General features: G+C 36.7%; 12 protein-coding genes. 6 read left to right on the forward strand and 6 right to left on the reverse strand.

Features of this window, described 5'->3' with window-relative positions; all coding sequences use genetic code 11:
• Positions 1–187: 187 nt before the first annotated feature.
• Entirely contained in the window at positions 188–4,846 is a 4,659-nt protein-coding gene (gene dnaE / locus BXY58_RS04585) for a DNA polymerase III subunit alpha (protein ID WP_120212650.1), read from the reverse strand.
• 153 nt (positions 4,847–4,999) lie between these two features.
• Here dnaE and BXY58_RS04590 point away from each other — a divergent pair, with 153 nt between their 5' ends.
• Complete coding sequence (locus BXY58_RS04590; protein ID WP_120212651.1) at positions 5,000–5,710, forward strand: hypothetical protein; 711 nt, start codon at positions 5,000–5,002, stop codon at positions 5,708–5,710.
• A gap of 64 nt (positions 5,711–5,774) precedes the next feature.
• Positions 5,775–7,850, forward strand: a complete 2,076-nt coding sequence (locus BXY58_RS04595) for a S8 family serine peptidase (protein WP_120212652.1) — start codon at positions 5,775–5,777, stop codon at positions 7,848–7,850.
• Positions 7,851–7,920: 70 nt separating this feature from the next.
• On the opposite strand, the gene pyk is transcribed toward BXY58_RS04595, so the two are convergent.
• From pyk to BXY58_RS04620, 5 genes are read right to left on the reverse strand one after another with little or no spacing between them, the layout of a single operon-like run.
• Positions 7,921–9,366, reverse strand: coding sequence for a pyruvate kinase (pyk, locus tag BXY58_RS04600; protein ID WP_120212653.1), 1,446 nt, complete (start codon positions 9,364–9,366; stop codon positions 7,921–7,923).
• A complete protein-coding gene (locus BXY58_RS04605) occupies positions 9,359–9,832 on the reverse strand; it encodes an IPExxxVDY family protein (protein WP_120212654.1) in 474 nt (157 codons plus the stop codon). The genes pyk and BXY58_RS04605 overlap by 8 nt, the downstream gene beginning before the upstream one ends.
• Positions 9,807–10,577 carry a ribonuclease III gene (gene rnc / locus BXY58_RS04610; protein ID WP_120212655.1) on the reverse strand — a complete coding sequence of 257 codons (771 nt, stop codon included), beginning with the start codon at positions 10,575–10,577 and terminating at the stop codon, positions 9,807–9,809. The genes BXY58_RS04605 and rnc overlap by 26 nt, the downstream gene beginning before the upstream one ends.
• 12 nt (positions 10,578–10,589) lie before the next feature.
• Positions 10,590–11,837 carry a beta-ketoacyl-ACP synthase II gene (gene fabF / locus BXY58_RS04615; protein WP_120212656.1) on the reverse strand — a complete coding sequence of 416 codons (1,248 nt, stop codon included), beginning with the start codon at positions 11,835–11,837 and terminating at the stop codon, positions 10,590–10,592.
• 22 nt (positions 11,838–11,859) lie between these two features.
• Complete coding sequence (locus BXY58_RS04620) at positions 11,860–12,099, reverse strand: acyl carrier protein (protein WP_002976354.1); 240 nt, start codon at positions 12,097–12,099, stop codon at positions 11,860–11,862.
• 179 nt (positions 12,100–12,278) lie between these two features.
• Here BXY58_RS04620 and folE point away from each other — a divergent pair, with 179 nt between their 5' ends.
• The 4 genes from folE (at position 12,279) to BXY58_RS04640 (ending at position 16,237) form a co-directional block, all read left to right on the forward strand.
• Entirely contained in the window at positions 12,279–12,944 is a 666-nt protein-coding gene (gene folE / locus BXY58_RS04625; protein ID WP_120212657.1) for a GTP cyclohydrolase I FolE, read from the forward strand.
• 1 nt (position 12,945) lies between these two features.
• Positions 12,946–13,392: a DinB family protein gene (locus BXY58_RS04630; protein WP_120212658.1), complete on the forward strand. Its 447-nt coding sequence runs from the start codon at positions 12,946–12,948 to the stop codon at positions 13,390–13,392.
• 106 nt (positions 13,393–13,498) lie between these two features.
• The gene (cysS, locus tag BXY58_RS04635; protein WP_120212659.1) at positions 13,499–14,968 is read left to right on the forward strand and encodes a cysteine--tRNA ligase; all 1,470 of its coding nucleotides are present in this window, start codon (positions 13,499–13,501) and stop codon (positions 14,966–14,968) included.
• A gap of 117 nt (positions 14,969–15,085) precedes the next feature.
• Positions 15,086–16,237: a T9SS type A sorting domain-containing protein gene (locus BXY58_RS04640; protein WP_120212660.1), complete on the forward strand. Its 1,152-nt coding sequence runs from the start codon at positions 15,086–15,088 to the stop codon at positions 16,235–16,237.
• Positions 16,238–16,317 lie beyond the last annotated feature (80 nt).

A 16,317-nucleotide genomic window follows, 5' to 3' on the forward strand; every position in this document is an offset into this window, starting at 1 on the left:
TTTTAATTGTAAAACAAATCTAATAATTATTTTTTATAAAACGATGCTATTAAGTGTTTTTGTTGTATTAAAATATATAAAATAATAAAGATTGTTTTAAATAAAGCAAAAATGTTATTGGTATTATTAAAAAATATATTGGTATAAATATTTTCAATTTATACTTTTTTATGTCTTATGGAGTGATTTAATTCAAAAAAATCTCGTAATTATTAATTTGATGAATCACTTCCAAGAGATTTTCATTAATATTAATCTTATGCTGCATAGAAACAACTTCTAAAACAGATTCGTCTTCCGGGTTTTTGATAAAGAAATTAAGTTTTTGCTCGCCTTGATTTTGAATGATATTTTCACGGAAGAACTCGATGTCTGTTTTTCTTAGAGAGTCTAATGGTACAACCACAGACAAACTTTTTGCAAACTTTTCAAAAGCTTCTTTCAACTCCAAAACATCGTTTACATTGACAAAAACACGACCGTCTTTACCTTGAGAATATTTGATTTTCATGATGACAAACCGTTGAACTTCTAATTTGTCTTTCAGTTTCATATAATCTCTATCTCCCAATCGGAAAGAGTAGGAGCCGGTATAATCTTCTAACATTACGAATGCCACTTTTTCTCCACTTCGGAAACCATCTGCCACACGATATTCTGTGATTAGTCCGGCAACGGTATATTCTTTAGTATTGTCTTTTTCATTCATTTTGTCTTTCCAGCTTTTTTTCTCCTCAAATAATTCTGCTGTTTTTGGAGGGAAAGCCAAATCTTTGAAAGCTTCAACTTCATCAAGGTTCAGGAAGTTAAAACTTCCTTTTGGCTCAGCTTTTACAGAGACTTCTTCAATAATTTCGTCTTCCAATCCTCCGTCATCCGAAACGATAATATCAGGAACCTCGTCCTCTGCAAGAGTGTCATCTTTTTCTATAACCGGAACAACTTCCTCCAGCACTGCCAAATCATCTTTCTTCTCTTCCAATACTGCTTTTTTGGAAAGAACACCCTGCATAAATTGGAATTGATATTTGAACTCATCCAATGGATGTGCCGATAGATAAAAGCCGATAATTTCTTTTTCTTTGTTGAGCTTGTGCATATTTGGCCATTCGGCGCACGGTGCGATTTTTGGCTGTTCGATCTGGACTTCTTCGGCAAAATCAGCAAACAAAGAATTATCCATTTCATTTTTGCTGTCCTGGAAGCTCTGTCCGTATCGGGTTAATCTTTCGATGTTAGTTCTACCGGCAGAATCCAGATCAAAATATTGTCCGCGGTGATAACTGTCCAATTCATCAAATGCACCGGCAATCACCAAACTTTCCGCAACTCTTTTATTGACCTGAGAAGAAGGAACTCTTTCAAAAAAGTCATAGATGTTTTTGAATCTTCCATTTTCACGGATCTTCGTAATCGCCTCACTAGGGCCTTCACCGATACCTTTGATGGCGCCTAATCCGAATCTGATTTGCCCTTTTTCATTAACAGAAAATTTATATTGAGATTCATTCACATCCGGCCCCAGAACGTCAACGCCAATTGCCTTGCAGTCCTCCATAAACATCGTGATGGAAGCTGTGTTGTTGATGTTATTGCTCATGACACTCGCCATATATTCTGCGGGATAATTGGCTTTCAGATAAGCGGTCTGATAAGCAATCCAGGCATAACAAGTCGAGTGGGATTTGTTGAATGCATATTCGGCAAAGGCTTTCCAGTCGTTCCAGATTTTTTCCAGCCGTTCTTCATCAAGGTTATTTTTTCTACCACCTTCGATAAATTTTGGGTACATTTTATTCAGGACATCAATCTGCTTTTTACCCATCGCTTTTCTCAACGTATCGGCTTCACCTTTGGTAAAGTTGGCTAATTTTTGAGACAATAGCATTACCTGCTCCTGATAGACGGTAATTCCATAGGTTTCCTCCAGGTATTCCTGCGTTTCAGGAAGGTCATAGATAATCTCTTCCGTGCCGTGTTTTCTGTTGATAAAATTCGGGATGTATTTGATTGGACCTGGACGATACAAAGCGTTCATCGCAATAAGATCGGCGAAAACTGTTGGCTTCAGTTCGCGCATATATTTTTGCATCCCGGGACTTTCGTACTGGAAAATCCCGATCGTTCTTCCTTCCTTGAATAATTGATAAGTTTTAGCATCATCTAACGGAATTTTATCCGGATCGATGTCAATACCGTGGCGTTCCTTGACCAGTTTAACAGCATCTTTGATAATCGTTAAAGTCCTCAGTCCGAGGAAATCCATTTTCAGAAGACCGGCGTTTTCTGCCACCGAGTTATCAAACTGAGAAACCAGGATTTCCGCATCTTTCGCAGCAATGGTAATCGGAACCAGATTGCTAACAGGTTCCGGCGTAATAATCACACCGCAGGCATGGATTCCCGTGTTTCGGATGCAGCCTTCCATTTTCTTGGCACTTTCCAGAACGGAAAATCTTGAATCATTTGGATCGGCAAGAACGGCTTTCATTTCATCAACGAGCTGCTGTTCTTCGGGTTTTAGTTTGTCATATTTTGAAAGTGCTTTGGCGATGTTCATCCCGGGGGTTGACGGAACGAGTTTAGCAATCATATTGGTCTCCGGAATTGATACATCCAGAACCCGGCCTGCATCTTTGATCGCTGATTTTCCGCCAAGAACCGAATATGTGATAATTTGCGCCACCTGCTCCTGACCATATTTGTCAACCACCCATTTGATGATTTTATCTCGGCCTTCATCATCAAAATCGATATCGATATCCGGCATCGAAACCCTTTCCGGATTCAAAAATCTCTCAAAAAGGAGATCGTATTTGATAGGGTCAACATTTGTGATCCCGATGCAGTAAGCGACTGCCGATCCAGCTGCCGATCCACGTCCGGGGCCAACCCAAACGCCCATATTTCTGGCCTCGTTACAAAAATCCTGAACAATCAGAAAGTAGCCTGGATAACCTGTATTGGCGATAACTTCTAATTCGAAATCTAAGCGTTCTTTTATTTCGTCCGTAATTCCTGTATCAACGTATCTTTTTTTGGCGCCTTCGTAAGTCAGATAAGTCAGGTAAGCCATTTCACCACGTTTTCCGCCGTCTTTATCGTCTTCAGGATCAATGAATTCTGCGGGAATATCAAATTTCGGCAGCAAAACATCACGTTTCAAAGTGTAAGGTTTGAATTTTGCAAAAAATTCTTCATAAGCTTCGAAAGCGTCAGGGTAAGCCAAGAAAGTTTCTTTCAACTCATCAGAATTTTTGATATAATACTCGTCCGTGGTTAGACCTTTCCTTTTACCAAATCCTTTACCGATAGGTGTTGATAGTTTTTCGCCGTCTTTGATACAGCTCAAAATATCCTGGATGTTTGCATCATCTTTATTGGTATAGAAGGTTTCATTCTGAGCCAGGATTTTCACATCATATTTATCTGCGAATTGAAGCAAAACTTCATTCAAATGCTCTTCCTCCGGCAGTTTATGATTTTGGATCTGAACATAAAAATCTTCACCAAATTCGTTTTTCCACCATTGGAATAATTCTTCACCTTTTTGTTCTCCGATATTAAGAATCGTGCTTGGGATGTCACCATAGATTCCGGAAGTCAGGGCGATAACACCTTCTTTATATTGCGCAATCAATTCTCGGCTGATTCTCGGAACACCGAAATAAAATCCTTTTTGGAAACCTATACTGGATAGTTTGACCAAATTTTTGTAGCCCTTAAAATCTTTTGCCAGCAGAACAACCTGCGTTCTTCTGTCCGGATCGTCTTTGGTAAACTGCTTTTGCTCATACCTGTCTGAGATGTAAAACTCGCAGCCTACAATGGGAATCAGTTGATCCTGGCTGGGCTCTTCTTCATTGAAGGCTTCGCCCTTCTCTTCAGCTTCCTGCTTTTTAGCAAGATATTCTTTATATTTTTTAGCAATGTCAGAATTAGCGCTTTCTACTGCTGAAACGAATTTGAAAGCGCCCATCATATTCCCGATGTCAACCATCCCGACAGCGGCAAAATTATCTTGTTTCGCTTTGCTGATGAGGTCATTGATATTAGTTGTTGCCGTGAGTGTTGAGAAAACACTGTGATTGTTGAAATGGAAATATTTTCCGATGTCAATCTCGTCAACACTTCCAAAGTCGGCTTGTTTTTTCTTGTTGTTGAAGCTGGCGACTTGCCTTCTGATGACAATTCCGAAAGGTTTGATAGGATTCGGATTGGCCACTTGAAATTCCTTTAACTGGATTTCCGAAATTTTCAGAACATCCGTAGGAACAACACCGATTCTCATCATCTCGAAGAAAACCTGTGCTGTTGCATTAACGTCGGCCGCTGCATTGTGCGCTTCATCAAATTTGTGACCGTATAATTTTTCGTAGAGCTCTTCCAGTTTTGGAGATTTGTATCGCCCGTTTCGTCCACCTTCCAGTTTACAATAATCTGTTCCCAGAATCATTGTATCGGCTTTTGGCTTTTCCTGCAGATTATCGGCGATATTTTTCCGGTAAAATTCTGCGCCTACGATATTGTAATCAAATTCTACATTGTGTCCGGAAACAACTCTTACACTCTCCAAAGCTTTTGAAAATTCCTCCAAAACCTCCTGCAGATCACGCCCTTCCTCATTTGCAATTTTGGTCGTAATACCGTGGATCCTGGCGGCGTTGAACGGAATATCATAACCTTCCGGCTTGATGATATAGTCTTGATTTTCAATTAAATTTCCGCTGTCGTCGTGGATCTGCCATGCAATCTGAACCATCCTAGGCCAGTTGTCGGAATCGGAAAGCGGAGCATTGAAATTTTTGGGTAAACCTGTTGTTTCGGTATCGAAAACTAAATACATCTACATAGAAATTTGTGTAAAGTTATGATTTTAATAACAGAAAAAAAATCCCACTTTTCAACACCAAGCTGTTAAATCTTCATAAAAAAGTTAATCCTGGTTAAAAGTCTTTTCGGAGTGACAATTAAAATTAATTTTGATAAAAAATAGCCTTTGAAAAAACTTTTATTAGTTACTCTTTTATTCATTTCACACTTTATTTTTTCTCAACAGGTTACCGGAAGAATTGTGTCTGATTCTGTTGCTGTGAATCAGGTTTTGGTTGTCAATATCAATTCTCAAGAAAAAACTTATTCTGATGCCAGAGGTCAATTTTTAATTAATGCCAATATTAATGATGAGCTTAGGTTTGTAAAACCGGGTTACGAACGTAAAGTGATTAATATCAGAAATTATGATGAATTGCACATCAATATCGTAAAATTAGCCATCGAGATAGAAGAGGTTGAAGTCCGGAAACATTTGAGTGGAAACCTTAGCAAAGATTCCAAATTATTAGATGAAAATAAAAAGAAAGTTACACTTAATAATGATTTGAGAGTTTATTTCAAGGCGCCTTCCAGTGCAGAAGTTCTGAATGCAAAGCCTGGAGAATTCGTTCAGCCAGTTGGTGGAGGAATGAGTTTTGGGAAGATTGATGATCAATGGGTTTTGGCCGATCTTGTAGAATGGCTTAGAGAGAATTTGAAAGATGAATATTTTTTATCGATGGGAATAGAAGCTTCCGAGATTAATTCATTTTTATATTACGCTCTCGGAACGTTTGGTACAAGAACGATTCTGAAATATGGTTATTGTAGTGATGAAGATATTGGAAACATGAAAATTCATTTTGAAAATAAACTCAAGGATTTTAAAAAATAAGAGTAACTTTTTGTTAAACAGATTATTTGGTCCAGGTTTTTTTATCTTTGCAAAAACAACTCTAATGAAAAGAATTTTATTCAGCATAAGTTTTATATTTTCATTTTATTTTTCTAATGCACAGGACCTTAAACTAAAAAATGAGTTCACTCAGCAAAGGTTAAACGATGAAAGTAGATTAGACTCTTATTTCTCAAAATCAACATCCAGATATTCTCAAAAGCAGAGAGATAGTCTTAAACAGAATTTAGCAGGTTTTGCAGGGAAGATTCCATTGTTTTATACAACAGAAGAAACCAGGGCAAATGCCACTGCAAATATGGATGAGCTCCAGGCAGGAACAGTTTCCGGAATCACATCACCTGTTACAGGTAGTGGAATCAAAATTACAGTTTTTGATGCGGGACTTGTTACGGCTAATCATGAGCAGTTCACCACGGGGCGTGCAGTTAATAATGAAAATCCAGCTCTGCAAGATCCACCATCAAGCGGAGGAACAACTGTAGCAGTTAGTAGCCATACCAATAATGTTAATAGTGTTTTAATTGCCAATGGTTCGGGCGCAGGTAATGCAGCAGGATTTCCAAAATCTTATGCAAAAGGTGTTCTTCCATTAGGGACGACCGATAATTATATGTTTGCATACACCAAACCATTAGGCAACCAGTATGAAAAGCTGACCACTTTGCCAAATCTTAACATTTCCAATCATTCCTATGGTGTCAATGTGGGATGGCAGCTTTCGGGTGGTGCTTACTATTGGGTTGGAGCTTATGGCCTGAATGCGCAGGATACCTACTCAGGAGCTTATGCTGATAGAGATTATAATTTTGATAAAATAGTCTACGCCCAGCCGAGCCAGATTATTGTTAAATCAACAGGTAATTATTACGGTGTTGGACCGGCTGCAAACTCTACAAAGTATAAGTTTGATGATGCTACACAAAGTTGGATTCCTTTTGCTGCCAATGATGTGATTCCTCCCGCTAATTGCAGCCAAGGTTATAATTGTATAGGATATGGATCTCTGGCAAAGAACATTATTACAGTGGGAGCAGTCAATCAATTAACGACCTCAGGAAATAAATATACCACTGCGACAGATGTTATAAAAGGCAGCTTCAGTAGTGCAGGACCAAGAAAAGATGGCGCAGTGAAACCCGATTTGACGGCAGTGGGGGTTGATATGTTTATGGCTAACTCTGGGACATCCAATTACACTGTTACTTTCGGAACTTCATTTGCTGCACCGATGGTTTCCGGAATTGCCGGAGCATTAACTCAAATTGAAAGAAATATTACCGGTAACAGCAATTTTATTTTCAAAGCGGACGAAATGAAAGCTCTGCTAACTCATACCGCAAATGAGGCGGGAAGACCTGGACCTGATGTTTGGTATGGCTGGGGATTAGTAGATGCTAAAAAAGCAGCTCAGGTTTTAGTGAACAGATTAGAGGAGAATGCTTATCTCGAAAAGAATACCTTGCAATCTGGTATTGCCTTCTCAAAACAAATAAAAGCGACAGGTGATGAACCTTTAAAAGTTAGTATCTCTTGGGTGGATCCGGCTATTGTGCCATTTACGAATGATACAGATCTTCAGAACAATCATACTTCCAGAATTGTGAATGACCTTGACCTTAGAGTAGTGGAAGTGGGATCCGGAACTACTTACTTCCCTTGGAAACTTGATATTAATAATCCTAACGCCAATGCAACAAAAGGTGATAACACCGTTGATAATGTAGAACAGATTGTGATTGATAACCCAACCGCAAACGGAATATACATCATCGAAGTAACTAATAAAAATACACTGGTGAATCAAGAAGGCGAGGCAACGACACAGGATTTTGCCTTGGTGGCTACCGGAACCAAAAAAATTACTTTAGCATCAAACGATTTTGATAAAGAAGAGGTAAAGATCTATCCGACAAAAACAAAAGATCTAATCAATGTCAATGCGCCCGATAATATTGAGAGAGTTGCTCTTTTTGATATGAATGGGAAAATGATTCTTGAGAATACAAAAAATTCAAAGTCACAAACAATTAATTTAAATAAATTCTCAACAGGAGTTTACATCATCACTGTAAAAACAAAATCGGGAACAATCTCCAAGAAAATTATAAAAGAGTAAATTCTCAACCAATCAAAATAAAAAAACCATCGAAATACCGATGGTTTTTTTATTTTTATAATTACTACAATTAGATTGTAGATAATCTTAATGTGTTGGTTTTTCCACCATTGTGAACCGGCATTGCATTCAGGTTAACAACAAAATCACCTTGTTCTACAAAGCCATAGTTGTGCGTTAACATATTCACTTGGATGACCGTTTCGTCAGTTGATTTCTGCATATCGTAATAGAATGCTCTTACACCCCAAAGAAGGTTCAACATGGTAATCACACGTTTGTTGTTACTGAAAACGATGATGTGAGAAGAGGGTCTGTGTGCAGAAATTTGGAAAGCAGTATAACCGGAACTTGTCAAAGTTACAATCGCTTCTGCACCAGTCGATTTTGCAATATCAACAGCAGAACGGCAAACTTTATCCGTGATAAAACGCTCATCTACACAGTTGATTTTTTCTTCGATAACGTGGTTTAGTTTTGAATATAAAGCAGTTTTTTCAATATTCTTAACGATTTTAGCCATATTTCTAACTACATCCACCGGATATTTTCCAACAGAAGTCTCTCCGGAAAGCATCACAGCGTCAGCACCGTCCAATACAGAGTTAGCAACGTCGTTAACTTCTGCTCTTGTAGGTGTCAAGCTGGTAATCATCGTTTCCATCATCTGGGTAGCAATAATAACAGGTTTTGCGTAAAGTCTGGCCTTATTAACCAAATTTTTCTGAATAACCGGAACCTGCTCCATTGGAACTTCAACACCAAGATCTCCTCTTGCAACCATTAGACAGTCACACTCCATCAGGATTTGGTCGATATTTTTTACACCTTCCGGTTTCTCGATTTTAGCAATGATTGGCGTTTTTGTTTTGTTGGTTGGATGCTTAGCCATCAAATCCTTTAGATCGATGATATCCTGTGCGTGACGAACAAATGAAAGAGCGATCCAGTCAAACTCGTTGTCTAGCATAAAGTTAGCATCCTCGATATCTTTTTCTGTCAAAGCAGGAAGAGAAACGTTTGTGTTTGGCAGGTTAACCCCTTTTTTAGAACTCAAAGGTCCACCTTGGATTGTTTTAGCTCTTACAGTATCAACATTATTTGTTTCAATAACTTCAAGAACAAGCTTCCCGTCATCAATCAAGATTCTTTCTCCAACTTTTACATCCTGAGGAAACTTCTCATAAGTCATATAAACTTTTGTAGAATCTCCTTCCATTTTTTCGTTTGTAAAAGTAAGAACGTCTCCAGGATTAAGGAAAGAACCTTCTTTTACAACACCAACTCTTAATTTTGGACCTTGCAAATCTCCTAAAATAGAGACTGAGTAACCATATTCTTTATTGATTTCACGGATTATATCAACATTTCTCTTTACCAATTCGTAATCGGCATGAGAAAAATTAATTCTAAATACATCAACACCAGCTTGTATCATCTGTATCATCGTCTCCTTGCTAGAAGTAGCAGGGCCTAGTGTTGCAATGATTTTTGTTTTTTTTAGGTTTTTATTCATAATATTGAATTAATTGATAAAGTTCTTCTTCAGAACTTAAAGAATATTCTTGAATTTGAAATACAAAATTTTCCGGGAGCAAAATTAACGAAAAATCCGCAAATATATCGGAATTTGTTAAAATGTAATCTACATCTTGGTGCAGATTTAGTAAAAATTTAATATTTGATTCATCTGAAAAAAGTTGGTTTTGGACTTTTTTTTCAGTGGATAGAATAGATTTGTTAGAAATAAAATGATAACAGTTTTTGGAAAATCTGTCATATGCCTGATAACGCGAAAATGCATAGTCAAAAAATTCCCCTTTGATGGCTATATCTTCAATTCTTTTGAAGTTAAAATCGTTGGTTCTGTTGAGTATAAAAAACAATTCGTGCTCCGGGATTGCTTTGATAAGACGAATCAATCCTATGGTGATCTCTGTGTGATCTTCTTCTAGCTTAAGAAATTGTTTTTTGATTTTCAATAATATTTTCTTTTTTGCTCAATACATAAAAAGCGCGTTGGGCGGCTTTTTCTTCAGCTTTCTTTTTAGATGCTTCTACCGCATTGGAGATTCTCTCATTATGAAGCCATACATAGCAGCGGAAAACCGTTACTTTATTCGGTTGGAATTCCTCACAAGTCTCGTACTTGATCGGGATTTTTTTCTTTTGGCTCCATTCCAGCAAAAGACCTTTGTAGCTGATAATCTTGTTTTCCAGCTTATTGATGGTAGAAGGCGTAAGAATCCTGTCCAAAACAATTTTCTTACAAAACTCGTAATCAATATCAAGGTAAATAGCGCCAATCAAAGCTTCCAAAAGATTTCCGGAGATATTTTCGCTCAGTACGGTCTGGCTTGTATCCGCTTGAAGTAAGGAGCTTAACTTCAGATCTTCTCCAAGCTTGTTAAGGTTTTTCCTATTTACGATTTTGGATTTCATCTGCGTGAGAAATCCTTCGTTTTCATTTGGGTAAGTCTGAAAAAGATGACAAGAAATAATGGTTCCTAAAACAGAATCCCCTAAAAACTCTAGACGTTCGTAATTTTTTTTATTCGTACTTTTTGAAGAGGATTTTAAAGAAAATGCCTCTTTAAAGATTTCCAAATTATGGATGTTGTATCCAACGATTTCAGAAATTTTTTTGCGAAAAAGAATATCTTTTTCCGAAAGTTTTTGTGTTCTGTTTTTTGGAAGTAATTTGAAAAAATAATTTTTCAACTCCATAAAAACATCATATTATATTTTTTTGAAAAGAACACAAGCATTGTGACCTCCAAAACCAAATGTATTACTCATAGCAATGTTCACATCTTTTTCAACCGCCTGATTGAAAGTGAAGTTCAGTCTGCTATCAATATTTTCATCATCAGTAAAATGATTGATGGTTGGCGGAACAATACCGTGGATAATGGTATGTAATGCAGCAATGGCTTCAATAACACCGGCAGCACCTAAAAGGTGACCAGTCATTGACTTTGTAGAATTGATCTGAATATCGTAAGCGTGCTCTCCGAATAATTTTGCAATAGCATTAGATTCTGCGATGTCTCCTAGTGGAGTAGATGTACCGTGCATATTGATATGATCTACTTCATCAGCAGTTACACCAGCGTCTTCTAAACAATTCTTCATTACCAGGTAAGCGCCCAGACCTTCAGGATGTGGTGCTGTCATATGGTGCGCATCTGCACTCATACCACCACCAGCTAATTCTGCATATATTGTTGCTCCTCTTTGTTTGGCGTGTTCATATTCTTCCAGAATAATACAACCCGCTCCTTCACCCAAAACAAATCCGTCTCTGTCTTTATCAAAAGGTCGAGAAGCTGTTTTTGGATCGTCGTTTCTTGTAGAAAGTGCGTGCATCGCATTGAAACCTCCCATTCCGCTCGCTGTAACAGCCGCTTCAGAGCCTCCACAAACAATAACGTCTGCTTTTCCAAGGTTGATCAGCATTTTAGCATCGATCAAGGCATTGGCAGATGATGCACAAGCTGAAACAGTTGTGTAATTAGGTCCGTGGAAACCGTACTCTATAGAGATGTTTCCTGGCGTAATGTCTGCGATCATTTTTGGAATAAAGAATGGATTGAATCTAGGAATACCATTAGACTCAGCAAAACCTAAAACTTCTGTTTCGAAAGTTTCCAGTCCACCAATTCCTGATCCCCAGATAACACCTACACGATCTTTATTCACATTATCTTCGATAAGTCTGCTGTGTGCGATAGCTTCTCTGGCGGCAATCTGACCGAACTGAGAATTTCTATCCATTTTCTTAGCCTCTTTTTTATCAAAATAATTAAGAGGATCGTAGTTTTTTACCTCGCTGGCAAACTTAGTTTTGAAATTAGTGGAATCAAAAAGAGTAATAGGAGCAGCACCGCTCTCGCCCTTTATAAGGTTTTCCCAGTATTCTTTAGCATTATTTCCGATCGGTGTAATAGCGCCGAAGCCGGTTACAACTACTCTTTTTAATTCCATAAATTTTTTTGTCTAGATAATATTATTTATTTACAACTTCTTCGATGTAAGCAATAGCGTGACCTACAGTTGTAATTTTTTCTGCTTGATCATCAGGGATTTGAATGTTGAATTCTTTTTCGAACTCCATGATTAATTCTACAGTATCCAAAGAATCAGCTCCTAAATCATTAGTGAAGCTAGCTTCTGGAGTTACTTCTGTTTCTTCAACGTCAAGCTTATCAGCGATGATAGCTTTTACTCTTGATGCAATGTCTGACATAGTATTTATTTTTAATTATGTTAATTTAGGTGCAAATATATAAAATTTCAAATCATTTCAATTTTTTTTTACTTTTTTAAACTCTTTCTAAATCTATTCTTTTTATAATCACAACTTTAAATTTACTCTAATTATAGTCCGCAAATTTGTTTATTTTTGCCGTATATTATAATGATATTATGGAACAATTTCCTGATAATGATGATGATCTGTTTACAGGCAAGGATCATACGCCTCTTAGAAAAGATGCTTTTGATCTTTCTCCTGATGAAAAAGTAAAAAAAATCGAACAGCTATTTGGGGAGATTATGCAAACTCTGGGTTTGGATATGACTGATGATTCTTTAAAAGATTCTCCAAAGCGTGTGGCAAAAATGTACGTGAACGAGATTTTCGGTGGTCTTCTCCCGGAAAATAAACCGGGCGTTTCTACTTTTAAGAATCAATATAAGTACCGTCAAATGTTGGTGGAGAAAGATATCACGGTTTATTCTTTCTGCGAACATCACTTCTTGCCAATTATTGGAAAAGCGCACGTAGCTTATATTTCTAATGGTGAAGTGATTGGGCTATCAAAGATTAATAGGATTGTGGACTATTATGCAAAACGTCCGCAGGTTCAGGAACGTTTGACAATGCAGATTGTAGACGCTTTGAAAGAAGCTCTTGGTACCAATAATGTTGCTTGTATCATAGATGCAAAACATCTTTGTGTGAATTGCAGGGGAATCAAAGATACAGCTAGCTCTACGATTACAGCTGAATTGAGCGGAATTTTCAGAACCAATCCAATTACCAGACAGGAGTTCTTGCATTATGTAGGAAGTCACGCAAAATTTGACTAAAATGAATTATCAGATACTTAAAGATATTGTAGAAAATCAGATTGTAAAATTTGATTCGATTTCAGAGAGTCAATGGGATGAAAAATTGTCCGACGAAAAATGGTCTAAAAAAGAAATATTAGGTCATCTTTGTGACAGTGCTCTTACGAATATCAGAAGATTTGTTGTGACTCAATATAAAGAAAATGAAAATATTGTGTATGACCAGAATTTTTGGGTAAAAGCTCAAAACTATCAGAATACACCGATTTTAGACATCATAAATTTGTGGAAATATTTGAACCTTCAGATTGTAAACGTAGTTGAAAATATTTCCGATGAGCTGTTGGAGAATATTTGCGATACAACTAAATCTGAAAAACAATCTTTTACTTTAAGATTTATTATTGATGATTATATTAGTCATATGAATCATCATTTAAAAGCTATTCATAATGATAAAATTTAAAAAACAGTCGGACAAAATTTTTATAGCAACAATTATTTGTTGTTGATCTTTTGTATCAATGTTTTAAATCATTTTATCAATTATAATTTATCATTAATTAAAATCAATGCAACTAAAAATATATAATTCGCTGTCAGGCGAAAAAGAAGTTTTCAAACCCATATTAGAAGGTAATATCGGGATGTACGTTTGTGGGCCAACGGTTTACAGCAATGTACATTTGGGTAACGTGAGAACTTTCTTGTCTTTCGATTTCATTTACAGAAGTCTCCAATTTCTCGGCTACAAAGTCAGATATGTCAGAAATATTACTGATGCAGGCCATCTCACGGACGATGGCGATATCAATAATGACCGATTCATCAAGCAATCCAGATTAGAAAAACTGGAACCAATGGAAATTGTACAGAAATATACCGTCGATTTTCACGATGTTTTGAAGAAATTTAATCTGCTTCCGCCAACGATTGAGCCGACTGCGACTGGTCACATTATCGAACAATTGGAACTCACGAAACTTTTGGTAGAAAAAGGTTTTGCATATGAAAGTAATGGTTCTGTTTATTTCGATGTTTTGGAATACAATGCAAGAGGTCTTAATTACGGAGAATTGTCCAGAAGAAATATAGAAGAATTATTTGCTAATACAAGAGACTTAGATGGACAAGGCGAAAAGAAAAACCCACAGGATTTTGCACTTTGGAAAAAAGCCTCGCCGGAACATATTATGAAATGGCCTTCGCCTTGGGGAGAAGGTTTCCCAGGCTGGCACTTAGAATGTACTGCGATGAGCACCAAATATCTGGGTGACCAATTCGATATTCACGGTGGTGGAATGGATTTGAAATTTCCGCACCACGAATGTGAAATTGCTCAAGGAAAAGCCTGCAATGGTGTAGAACCGGTGAAATATTGGATGCACGCGAATATGTTGACAATGAATGGTCAAAGAATGAGTAAATCGACCGGAAATTACATTCTTCCAATGGAGCTGATTACCGGAAATAATGATTTCTTTGAAAAAGCTTTTCATCCAAGCGTTTTGAGATTCTGCTTTTTACAGGCTCATTACAGAAGTGTTTTGGATATTTCTAATGATGCAATGTTGGCGAGCGAAAAAGGCTTCAATAGATTGATGGAAGCTGTGAAAATCTTGAATACTCAAACTCAGGTTGAAGGCGTGGAAACTTCTTCTTTTGATTATAAAAATTGGAAAGAAAAAGTGTTGGAAGCTTTGACAGACGATTTCAACAGTCCGATTTTGATTTCTCATTTGTTTGAGGCGGTGAAGTTTATTTCGGCTTCTAAACTTGGGAAAGAAAGTATTTCAACAGAAGATTATGAAGATTTAAAACAATTCCTAAACGCCATTGTTTTTGATGTCTTAGGATTACAAACCATAGAAGAATCTAATAATGATAAGCTTGACCAGACTTTGCAGGTTTTGATTGATTTGAGAAATCAAGCCAGAAAAGCTAAAAATTGGGAATTATCTGACCAGATCCGTGACCAGCTTCTGGAAAAAGGAATCGAATTGAAAGATGGACGAGATGGAACAAGTTATGTTCTGAATTAATTCATTAAAACAATAAATATTTAAACCTTTCGTAAAAAACGGAAGGTTTTTTTGTTGATGTAAGTATTATATTGTAGAAATACTTAACTTAGTGTCAATTAATTAAACACTTTTACTATGAAAAAATCTCTATCAACTTTACTTTTATTGTTTATTGGCGCAAGTTCTTTTGCTCAGCAGGATATTTTTGCACTCACTGGAAAAGATGCTGCAAATATTATTTTTCAGGATTTTCGTGCTTTGGATTCCAAAAAAGGAATTACTGAAAATATTCTTTTGTCAGGTAAAGACCAGCCTAGAGTTTATTCCAGCAAATTAAACAAAGATATTTCTGAAGATGTTAAATCTTCAGCCAATGCTTTATCCAGTCAAATTGCAGCTTTAGCTATTGATGGAAGAGGGAAATTGGTTTATATGCCGATGTTTTCTCCCAATATTTATATTTTGGATTCCAAAACAAAAGACATCACGTTGCTGGAAAATAATCTTTCCAATCCGACATCTTGCGACACTGGTTCGCAGTTTTCCAGAATGGCAACAGGGAATGATGGCAACGTCTATGCGCTTTCCAATTCAGGTTCTCAGCTTCTGAAAATTTCTAGCAAAGATGGAAAATATGCGGTTACAGATTTAGGCGTTGTGAAAGATGATTCTGGAAATGGAGAAAATCAGTTAAGCAAGACGCAAACTGGCTTTGGAGGCGATATGATTGCTGATGATAATAATAATTTTTATGTTTTTTCAGCTTTTGGAAGTGTCTTCAAAGTGTCTTTGAATGATATGAAAGCTAAATTCGTTGGGAAAATAAAATCTTTGCCTGAGAATTTTTCTATCAATGGAGCTGCTGTTAATTCTGAAGGAAAAATTGTTTTGGCAAGCGCAAAAGGCGGTGTTTTCCATACTTTGAATCTCGAAACTTTGCGGGCGGAAAAAATGAATAACAATCTTAATATGCCGATTTATGACCTTGGAAGTCCTTATGTTTTGAAATCAAATAAATTGGCGGTTGACATTAATAAAAATGATATTTACCCGACAAAAGTTTCCGAAGGTTTTGTGAATGTAAGAATTGCCAATAATCAAAAAGGAAATGCTAATGTGAAAGTTTACAACGCTTCCGGAAATCTGGTTTCTAATCAAACCATTACCAATATTTCCAATTCTGAAAACCGAATTGAATTAGGAAAATTAGTTTCAGGTGTTTATGTGGTCAATGTGGAATCTGAAAATGGGAAAACAATTGTTTCTAAGAAAATTGTTGTTAGATAATCTACTTTTAATCATAAATAATAACAAATACGGTTAACGAAAGTTAAACCGTATTTTTATTTTAGCAAAGAAGTTTATTT

The sequence above is a fragment of the Epilithonimonas arachidiradicis genome, assembly GCF_003610695.1.
Classification (GTDB): Bacteria; Bacteroidota; Bacteroidia; order Flavobacteriales; family Weeksellaceae; genus Epilithonimonas; species Epilithonimonas arachidiradicis.

Bases quoted from the DNA above. Each gene is read 5' to 3' on its own strand.
- dnaE (WP_120212650.1), bottom strand. From the start codon at position 4,846: ATGTATTTAGTTTTCGATACCGAAACAACAGGTTTACCCAAAAATTTC.
- BXY58_RS04595 (WP_120212652.1), top strand. From the start codon at position 5,775: ATGAAAAGAATTTTATTCAGCATAAGTTTTATATTTTCATTTTATTTT.
- pyk (WP_120212653.1), bottom strand. From the start codon at position 9,366: ATGAATAAAAACCTAAAAAAAACAAAAATCATTGCAACACTAGGCCCT.
- rnc (WP_120212655.1), bottom strand. From the start codon at position 10,577: ATGGAGTTGAAAAATTATTTTTTCAAATTACTTCCAAAAAACAGAACA.
- fabF (WP_120212656.1), bottom strand. From the start codon at position 11,837: ATGGAATTAAAAAGAGTAGTTGTAACCGGCTTCGGCGCTATTACACCG.
- BXY58_RS04620 (WP_002976354.1), bottom strand. From the start codon at position 12,099: ATGTCAGACATTGCATCAAGAGTAAAAGCTATCATCGCTGATAAGCTT.
- folE (WP_120212657.1), top strand. From the start codon at position 12,279: ATGGAACAATTTCCTGATAATGATGATGATCTGTTTACAGGCAAGGAT.
- BXY58_RS04630 (WP_120212658.1), top strand. From the start codon at position 12,946: ATGAATTATCAGATACTTAAAGATATTGTAGAAAATCAGATTGTAAAA.
- cysS (WP_120212659.1), top strand. From the start codon at position 13,499: ATGCAACTAAAAATATATAATTCGCTGTCAGGCGAAAAAGAAGTTTTC.
- BXY58_RS04640 (WP_120212660.1), top strand. From the start codon at position 15,086: ATGAAAAAATCTCTATCAACTTTACTTTTATTGTTTATTGGCGCAAGT.